This window comes from uncultured Holdemanella sp., assembly GCF_934772795.1.
In the GTDB taxonomy this organism is placed as follows: Bacteria; Bacillota_I; Bacilli_A; order Erysipelotrichales; family Erysipelotrichaceae; genus Holdemanella.
Genome location: NZ_CAKVMR010000115.1, coordinates 1 through 2,321 on the forward strand (window position 1 = coordinate 1; position 2,321 = coordinate 2,321).

General features: G+C 49.4%; 4 protein-coding genes. All 4 read right to left on the minus strand.

Annotated elements, in window-relative coordinates:
- A partial coding sequence (locus tag Q0F04_RS11700; protein WP_295753492.1) for a hypothetical protein occupies nt 1-194 on the minus strand: 194 nt, incomplete at its 3' end.
- 141 nt (nt 195-335) lie between these two features.
- A complete protein-coding gene (locus tag Q0F04_RS11705; protein WP_295753494.1) occupies nt 336-590 on the minus strand; it encodes a helix-turn-helix transcriptional regulator in 255 nt (84 codons plus the stop codon).
- A 49-nt stretch (nt 591-639) separates the two neighbouring features.
- Nucleotides 640-1,848: an RtcB family protein gene (locus Q0F04_RS11710; protein ID WP_295753496.1), complete on the minus strand. Its 1,209-nt coding sequence runs from the start codon at nt 1,846-1,848 to the stop codon at nt 640-642.
- Between the two features lie 118 nt (nt 1,849-1,966).
- Nucleotides 1,967-2,119: a hypothetical protein gene (locus Q0F04_RS11715; protein WP_295753497.1), complete on the minus strand. Its 153-nt coding sequence runs from the start codon at nt 2,117-2,119 to the stop codon at nt 1,967-1,969.
- Nucleotides 2,120-2,321 lie beyond the last annotated feature (202 nt).

Sequence of the window (2,321 nt, forward strand, 5' to 3'; positions counted from 1 at the left end):
ATATCATCCTCCGCAACAATCGTCGGCTGGATCAGCTCAGCGTTTGTTTTAGTCGTGAATGCATTCATCTCATGCGTAAACTCATTCTGCATCCGGCGATGCTTCATCAGCCAGCTGCCTTCCTTCACACCGGCCGCAGCCACGGCAAGAACGACAGCGCCGATGCAAAGGCTGATGATTTTCTTTTTTGTCATTTTTACTCCCCTTTTATTTTTTGAAACATAAAAATAAGATACTCATTGGAACATTTATGAGTATCTTATCAGTTTGCCGATATAAAGTCAACGGAGCCGGGGGAGACTTTCCGCTCCGACACGCCGGAGCCGAACCGGATTTCATGCACTTGCAAGTACAAGCTCTCTTGTCTCCACAATCACGATCTCATCGATCGACACATGCAGCACCGCTGCCAGCACGACCAGGTTGTCGATTGCCGGCATGGCGGTGCCGTGCTGCCACTTGTAGATTGCCTGCGGGGTGGTGAAACCGAAAATTTCCTGCAGGTCGCGGACGGTAAGGCCTGCCTGCTGCCGCAGTCTTGTAATGTTTCTTCCTGTTGCTTCCATATCAATTGACGGAATTGCCATCATTTTTTTCTTCCTCCTTCTTGCGGAGGAATTTTACTGGTTTCCTCCGCCTCTATTCTGATGCTTTGAAATTGTAAACGGGACGCAGCACCTCCACGACATCGACCGATGCACGGACTATATCGAGAATGTCATCCAGCGATTTGTACGCCATCGGCGCCTCGTCCAGGGTATGTTCGTTGACGGAAGTCGTATAGATTCCCTCCATACTCTTCCGGTATTCCTCCAGTGCCAGGGTTTCCTTCGCTTTTTTGCGCGACATCAGCCGTCCGGCTCCGTGCGGGGCGGAATCGTTCCACTCCGGATTGCCTTTTCCGACGGCGAGAATACTGCCGTCGCGCATATTGATCGGAATCAGCACTCGTTCTCCTTTGTGCGCTGCGATTGCGCCTTTTCGGAGTATCATCTCGTTTGTGTCGATATAGTTATGAATCGTGTGGAACGCATCGGTGCCGGTAAGGCCGGTTCGCTCCAGCAGGATTTCCGCTATTTTTTCCCGGTTCCGGCGTGCAAACTGCTGGCAGATCTCCACGTCGTGCAGATAGGCTTCCAGATATTTTCCAGTCAGATAACAGAGATCCTCCGGCATCTGCGCTTCGCCCGGTTTCCACTGCAGCTGTTTTAACGCCTCCTGAATTTCCTTTCTGCGGCCCTGCTCTTTGTAGGTGCGTATGAGCTCCTCGCGTTTTTCCAGGTACTCGTCATAACCGCGGTCCAGCCGCACTGCCAGATTCTGGTAATACTCTGCCACCTGTTTTCCGAGATTCCGCGAGCCGGAATGGATGACGAGATATTTTGTGCCGTCGGCGGCTTCATCGATCTCGATAAAATGGTTGCCGCCGCCTAAGGTTCCAAGCGACCGCTCCAGGCGTTTTGTGTCTTTTAATTCCCGGCTGCAGGCAAGTGTCATCAGGTCAAAACGTTCCTGTCTCCCCTCCCAGACATTCATGCCGGACGGGATAACATGCGCCGCCTCGTCGATTTTTGCAAAATCAAGTTCGGCTCTCCCAAGATTTACGGTGTACATGCCGCACCCGATGTCCACGCCGGCGACGTTCGGCACTGCCTTGTCGCGGATGGTCATCGTTGTTCCGATCGTACATCCTTTTCCCGCATGCACATCCGGCATGATGCGGATCCGCGAGCCTTCCGCCATCGGATAATCGCACATGCGGCGGATCTGCTCGATGGCTTCCTCTTCCACGACCTTTGCGTAACAGATGGCTGTATTTACTTTTCCTTTAATTTCGATCTGATCCATCTTCGTTCCTCCCTTCAAATTTTGATATGCATCATATCAAAAAAGCCACCTGTCTTATGTGTTCAGCATAAGATAAGCGGCTCCTCTTCTTCCGTATCCAGTTGTCTGATGCCCTCGGCTAAATCATTCCTCCTGCATCTGCATCTACAGAATCCGTTCCTTCGCTTTTCTCAATTGAACATATGAAAACAAAGCCACGCTGTTTCACGACAAACGTTGCTTCTGGGGTATGCTCTAAATTGCAATAGCTGAAACGTATTCTTGCTGACATCTGTTTTTCCTTTCCAAAACCTCTTTAACTGGTTCTTCTTTTCTGCTTTTTCTTCACTGTATCACAAAATAACAGGTTTGTCATTATACCAGCAGTTTAATTTTTTCCAGAAATTTCTGTATTTTGTTCCAAAACGAGAAATATCCCCGTCAATAACGAGGATATCTTCAATACTTGTGTTTAATAATCTGCTCAAAATGAG

Coding starts and splice junctions, on each gene's coding strand:
- Q0F04_RS11715 (WP_295753497.1), bottom strand. CDS start 2,119: ATGTCAGCAAGAATACGTTTCAGCTATTGCAATTTAGAGCATACCCCA.
- Q0F04_RS11705 (WP_295753494.1), bottom strand. CDS start 590: ATGATGGCAATTCCGTCAATTGATATGGAAGCAACAGGAAGAAACATT.
- Q0F04_RS11710 (WP_295753496.1), bottom strand. CDS start 1,848: ATGGATCAGATCGAAATTAAAGGAAAAGTAAATACAGCCATCTGTTAC.